The following is a 5,399-nucleotide window of genomic DNA, read 5'->3' on the forward strand; positions in this document are numbered from 1 at the left end:
TGCTTGACCAGCGGCGCAAACGACAATTGCACCTCCTCGCGGCCGAAGGGTACGCGCTTGTCGGGACCAGCCGTGGCGTTTTCGCCTTCCACGCCATGCAGCAGGTCGGTCAGCACATCGGACAGGCCGGGATCGGTCTTCGTCTCCTCGGCCAATGCCTGCCTGACCACCGGTGCGGCCGCAAACGCCATGATGGCGAAAAGCAGAACAAAGGGCAGTCTTCTGGCGCGCATTCGCGAATCCTCCAAGGCAAGTTCGGGGGCATTGTCCCGACGATTGTGCAAAATGAAAGGCTAAGCCGCTGAAATCCGACTATTTTGGGCCAAAACCCCAGGGGCAAGCCAGGAAATCGGATTCCGCCGCGGTTTGCTGCTTTCAGAAAACAAAAAGGGGCCCGCAGGCCCCTTTGAACTCATTTGGGAAAACCGAGCCTTATGCGGCTGCGGCGTCCGTGTCAGCGCTTTCGGCTTCGATGCGAGCGCGGTCGCCGGCGCCTTTGGCCGAAACGTCGCGATCGACGAACTCGATGACGGCCATGGCGGCGTTGTCACCGTGACGGAAGCCCGCCTTCATGATGCGCAGATAGCCGCCATTGCGGTTGGCGTAGCGCGGCGCGATGGTGTCGAACAGACGCTTGACGACGCCTTCATTGCCGATCTGGGCAATGACCTGGCGGCGGGCATGCAGGTCGCCGCGCTTGCCGAGCGTCACCAGCTTCTCGACGATCGGACGCAGGTCCTTCGCCTTCGGCAAGGTCGTGACGATCTGCTCGTGCTCGAGCAGCGACACGGCGAGGTTGGCGAACATCGACTTGCGATGGCTAATGCTTCGGGCGAAGCGACGGCCTTTGAAACCGTGGCGCATGGCTCTTTTCCTTCTTCAGTTGTTCAAGAGGCCGCGGCCTCTGATGGTTTTCCGCATGACCGTCGGATCGAGCGGCCCACGCCGCCCATCCTTGGAATTCATGCTCAATATTGGTCTTCGTAACGCTTAGCGAGATCTTCGATGTTTTCCGGCGGCCAGTCCGGCACTTCCATGCCGAGGTGCAGGCCCATCGCCGCCAGGACTTCCTTGATCTCGTTCAGCGACTTGCGGCCGAAGTTCGGGGTGCGCAGCATCTCGGCTTCGGTCTTCTGGATCAGGTCGCCGATATAGACGATGTTGTCGTTCTTCAGGCAGTTGGCCGAACGCACCGAAAGCTCGAGTTCGTCGACCTTCTTGAGCAGCGCCGGGTTGAAGGCGAGCTCGGTGACGGCCTCGGCGGCGACTTCCTTCTGCGGCTCGTCGAAGTTGACGAACAGGCCGAGCTGGTCCTGCAGGATGCGGGCGGCGAAAGCCACCGCGTCCTCGCCGGTGATCGAACCGTCGGTGTCGATCGTCATGGTCAGCTTGTCATAGTCGAGAACCTGGCCCTCGCGGGTGTTCTCGACCTTGTAGGAGACCTTCTTGACCGGCGAATAAAGGCTGTCGACCGGGATCAAGCCGATCGGCGCGTCTTCGGCGCGGTTGCGGTCGGCCGGCACGTAACCCTTGCCGGTGTCGACGGTGAATTCCATGCGGATTTCAGCGCCTTCGTCCAGCGTGCAGATGACGTGGTCGGGGTTGAGGATCTCGACGTCGCCAACCGTCTGGATGTCGCCGGCAAGAACAGCACCCGGTCCCTGCTTGCGAACGACCATGCGCTTGGGACCATCGCCTTCCATGCGGATGGCGATTTCCTTGATATTCAAGACGATGTCGGTCACGTCCTCGCGCACGCCAGCGATGGACGAGAATTCATGCAGAACGCCGTCGATCTGCACGGCGGTAACAGCCGCACCGCGCAGCGAAGACAGAAGCACGCGGCGCAGCGCGTTGCCCAGCGTCAGGCCAAAGCCACGCTCGAGAGGCTCGGCGACCAGCGTGGTCAGCGTCTTCTTCTTCGACGAGAACTCGATCTTGTTCGGCTTGATCAGTTCCTGCCAATTTTTCTGGATCATGATGCTTTCCTTCCGTTGACCCGCCACCATCCAATCGTGGCGGGCGACCTGGAATGCCGCGGAGGAGCGCCCAAGGGCGCTCGCGCGGCGTTCGGTAAATGCTTAGACGCGACGCTTCTTGCGCGGGCGGCAGCCATTGTGCGGGATCGGCGTCACATCACGGATCGAGGTGATGGTGAAGCCGGCCGCCTGCAGGGCGCGCAATGCCGATTCACGACCGGAGCCGGGTCCGCAGACCTCGACTTCGAGCATGCGCATGCCGTGTTCCTGGGCCTTCTTGGCAACATCCTCGGCAGCCATCTGGGCAGCGAACGGGGTCGACTTGCGCGAACCCTTAAAGCCCTGGGCACCGGCCGACGACCAGGCAATCGAATTGCCCTGCGCGTCGGTGATGGTGATCATCGTGTTGTTGAAGGTCGAATTGACGTGGGCAACGCCCGACGAGATGTTCTTGCGTTCGCGACGGCGAACACGAGCGGCTTCCTTGGCCATGATAGTCCTTTCAGTTGATCTCTACACCGCCGTAATGCCAGCGGCTCCACCTTGGAAAGCGAGTAGTGAGTAGGGAATAGCGAGTAGGGATCCCTACTCGCTAATGGCTACTCGCTATTCGCTCACTTACTTCTTCTTGCCGGCGATCGACTTGGCCGGGCCCTTGCGGGTGCGCGCATTGGTATGCGTGCGCTGGCCGCGGACCGGCAGCGAGCGGCGGTGACGCAGGCCGCGGTAGCAGCCGAGGTCCATGAGCCGCTTGATGTTCATCGAGACTTCGCGGCGCAGGTCGCCTTCAACCTGGTAATCGCGGTCGATGGTTTCGCGGATCTGCAGCACTTCCGCGTCGGTCAGCTGGTTGACGCGGCGCTCGGCCGGGATGCCGACCTTGTCGACGATCTCCTGGGCGAACCGCTTGCCAATGCCGTGAATGTACTGAAGCGCAATGACAACGCGCTTGTTGGTCGGAATGTTGACGCCGGCTATACGAGCCATGTTCTTCCCTTCTCCATGTGGGCCGGCCAATCCTCAAAAACGAGGCGGGCACGGCGCTGTCTTAAGTTGCCCCGCGTCCGGTGGAGGCCGGCCCATGCGGGAGTTTCCAGTTCAATGCGGCTGCCTTGCCCTTGCGGACAAGCAAAGCTCATGCCTGATAGGAAGACGGGCCGCCATACCGCAGCGAACCGCCTCCGTCAAGTGCAATCGTTAATTTCCCCGCACTGCGTCCTTGAGCACCGCTTCGATCTGTTCCGTCACGGCGTCGATATCGGCCATGCCGTCGACACTGCGGAGCTTGCCCTTGGCATAGTAGTAGCCAATCAGCGGCGACGTCTTCTTGTAGTATTCCCTCAGGCGCTCTTCGAACACGGTCGGGTTGTCGTCCTTGCGAACGGGAAGACCGGCGGCCTGCGCCTCGTCGGCGCGCTTGACGATCCGGCCAACCAGGGCCTTGTCGTCGACCACGAGCTCAATGACGGCGTCGAGGCCCTGGGAGCGATCCGACAGCATCTGCTCGACCGCATCCGCCTGCACCAGGGTCCGCGGATAGCCGTCGAGGATGAACCCCTTGGCGCAGTCGGGCTGATCGATACGCTCGGCGACGATCGCGTTGACGATCGCATCGGACACCAGTTCACCGGCATCCATCACCGCCTTGGCGCGCTTGCCGACTTCGGTGCCTGCCTGGACGGCAGCACGCAGCATATCGCCCGTCGAGAGCTGGGGTATGCCGTGTTTTTCTACCAGTCTTTGTGCTTGCGTCCCCTTGCCCGCTCCTGGCGGCCCAAGCAATATCAACCTCATCTGGCTTTCTTCCCCCCGCGCAGCTTCGACTTCTTGATCAGGCCTTCATACTGGTGCGCGATCAGGTGGCCCTGAATCTGCGCAACCGTATCGAGCGTGACACTGACCACGATCAGAAGCGATGTGCCACCAAGGTAGAATGGTACGCCAGTCGCCGAGATCAGGAACTCCGGCAACAGGCACACCAGCACCAGATAGATGGCGCCGACGACGGTGATGCGGGTGAGAACGTAATCGATGTAATCGGCGGTGCGCTCGCCCGGACGATAGCCCGGGATGAAGCCCGAATGCTTCTTGAGCTGGTCGGCGGTTTCCTTCGGGTTGAAGACAATCGCAGTGTAGAAGAAGGCGAAGAACGCGATCATCGCCGCATAGAATGCCATATAGAGCGGCTGGCCGTGGCCGAGTGCGGCCAGGATCGTGCTTGCCCAGGCCGGCATGTTGGTCGTCTGCGAGAAGCCCGCGACGGTGGCCGGCAGCAACAGCAGCGACGAGGCGAAGATCGGTGGAATGACGCCCGCCGTATTGAGCTTCAGCGGCAGGTGCGATGTATCGCCCTGGAACATGCGGTTGCCGACCTGGCGCTTCGGATACTGGATCAGCAAGCGGCGCTGGGCGCGCTCGAAGAACACGATGAGCGCAATGACGACGACGGCGAGCACGATGATCGCCAGGATCAGGCCGGTCGACAGCGCGCCGGTGCGGCCAAGCTCCAGCGTGCCGGAGATGGCGTGCGGCAGGCCGGCGACGATGCCGGAGAAGATGATCAGCGAAATGCCGTTGCCGATGCCGCGGGCGGTGATCTGCTCGCCGAGCCACATCAGGAACATGGTGCCGCCGAGCAGCGTGAGGACGGTCGAGACGCGGAAGAACATGCCGGGATCGCTGACGATGCCGTTGCCGCCTTCCAGACCGACAGAAATGCCATAGGCCTGAACCAGCCCAAGCAGCACGGTACCGTAGCGCGTGTACTGGTTGATGACCTTGCGGCCCTGCTCGCCTTCCTTCTTCAGCGCTTCCAGCGACGGGATGACCGAAGTCATCAGCTGCATGATGATGGAGGCGGAGATGTAAGGCATGATGCCGAGCGCGAAGATCGCCATGCGCTCCACGGCGCCGCCGGCGAACATGTTGAACATGCCAAGCACGCCCTTGCTCTGCGAGGAGAAGGCCTGGGCGAAGGCGTCGGGATTGATGCCGGGAAGCGGGATGTAGGTGCCGAGGCGATAGACGAGCAGCGCGCCGATCGTGAACCAGATGCGCTTCTTCAAATCCTCCGCCTTGGCGAAGGCCGAGAAATTCAGATTCGAGGCTAATTGTTCAGCAGCCGAAGCCATGCCTGATTCTCCGCTTGGTAACGCTTGATGGCCCTGAGGTCAGGCGGCGCGTTTCACCGAAGCTCACGAGATAAGCTCCGGGCTCTAAACATGCAAGCGGCCGCGTTGACGCGGCCGCCTCGTTGAGCAGATCAAAGCGCAATCGTGAGCAAAAACGGATCCCACTCCTGCCGATCGCGCTTCAAATTGCCGTTACTCGGCAGCTGCCTTTTCCTGCGGCAGCTTGACCGAACCGCCGGCCTTTTCGATCTTTTCGATCGCGGCCTTGGAGGCGCCGGCGACGTCAAAG

6 protein-coding genes and 2 pseudogenes (1 of these 8 running past the window's edge) are annotated in these 5,399 nt (G+C 61.7%); all 8 read right to left on the reverse strand.

Annotated features, from left to right (window positions below):
• A pseudogene (locus tag EOC06_RS23265) lies at nt 1–233 on the reverse strand (Do family serine endopeptidase); it reaches 1,180 nt to the left of the window's first position.
• A gap of 199 nt (nt 234–432) precedes the next feature.
• Nucleotides 433–864, reverse strand: coding sequence for a 50S ribosomal protein L17 (gene rplQ, locus EOC06_RS23270; RefSeq protein ID WP_128289223.1), 432 nt, complete (start codon nt 862–864; stop codon nt 433–435).
• Between the two features lie 104 nt (nt 865–968).
• A complete protein-coding gene (locus EOC06_RS23275) occupies nt 969–1,979 on the reverse strand; it encodes a DNA-directed RNA polymerase subunit alpha (RefSeq protein ID WP_023812081.1) in 1,011 nt (336 codons plus the stop codon).
• Between the two features lie 102 nt (nt 1,980–2,081).
• Nucleotides 2,082–2,471 (reverse strand): 30S ribosomal protein S11, encoded by a 390-nt coding sequence (rpsK, locus tag EOC06_RS23280; protein ID WP_006205444.1) that lies wholly within the window; start codon nt 2,469–2,471, stop codon nt 2,082–2,084.
• 126 nt (nt 2,472–2,597) lie between these two features.
• Nucleotides 2,598–2,966 carry a 30S ribosomal protein S13 gene (gene rpsM / locus EOC06_RS23285; protein WP_013531437.1) on the reverse strand — a complete coding sequence of 123 codons (369 nt, stop codon included), beginning with the start codon at nt 2,964–2,966 and terminating at the stop codon, nt 2,598–2,600.
• Nucleotides 2,967–3,176: 210 nt separating this feature from the next.
• On the reverse strand, nt 3,177–3,773 hold the full coding sequence (locus EOC06_RS23290) for an adenylate kinase (RefSeq protein ID WP_013531436.1): 597 nt from the start codon (nt 3,771–3,773) through the stop codon (nt 3,177–3,179).
• Entirely contained in the window at nt 3,770–5,110 is a 1,341-nt protein-coding gene (secY, locus tag EOC06_RS23295; protein ID WP_128308891.1) for a preprotein translocase subunit SecY, read from the reverse strand. Before secY ends, EOC06_RS23290 begins: the two co-directional genes overlap by 4 nt.
• Nucleotides 5,111–5,302: 192 nt before the next feature.
• A pseudogene (locus EOC06_RS43290) lies at nt 5,303–5,399 on the reverse strand (uL15m family ribosomal protein); the annotation flags it as partial.

It is taken from the genome of Mesorhizobium sp. M7A.F.Ca.MR.362.00.0.0 (genome assembly GCF_004023175.1).
GTDB lineage: Bacteria > Pseudomonadota > Alphaproteobacteria > Rhizobiales > Rhizobiaceae > Mesorhizobium.

What these genes read in the sequence shown, in the direction of transcription:
- secY (WP_128308891.1), bottom strand. Translation starts at nt 5,110, where the DNA reads ATGGCTTCGGCTGCTGAACAATTAGCCTCGAATCTGAATTTCTCGGCC.
- rplQ (WP_128289223.1), bottom strand. Translation starts at nt 864, where the DNA reads ATGCGCCACGGTTTCAAAGGCCGTCGCTTCGCCCGAAGCATTAGCCAT.
- rpsK (WP_006205444.1), bottom strand. Translation starts at nt 2,471, where the DNA reads ATGGCCAAGGAAGCCGCTCGTGTTCGCCGTCGCGAACGCAAGAACATC.
- rpsM (WP_013531437.1), bottom strand. Translation starts at nt 2,966, where the DNA reads ATGGCTCGTATAGCCGGCGTCAACATTCCGACCAACAAGCGCGTTGTC.
- EOC06_RS23275 (WP_023812081.1), bottom strand. Translation starts at nt 1,979, where the DNA reads ATGATCCAGAAAAATTGGCAGGAACTGATCAAGCCGAACAAGATCGAG.
- EOC06_RS23290 (WP_013531436.1), bottom strand. Translation starts at nt 3,773, where the DNA reads ATGAGGTTGATATTGCTTGGGCCGCCAGGAGCGGGCAAGGGGACGCAA.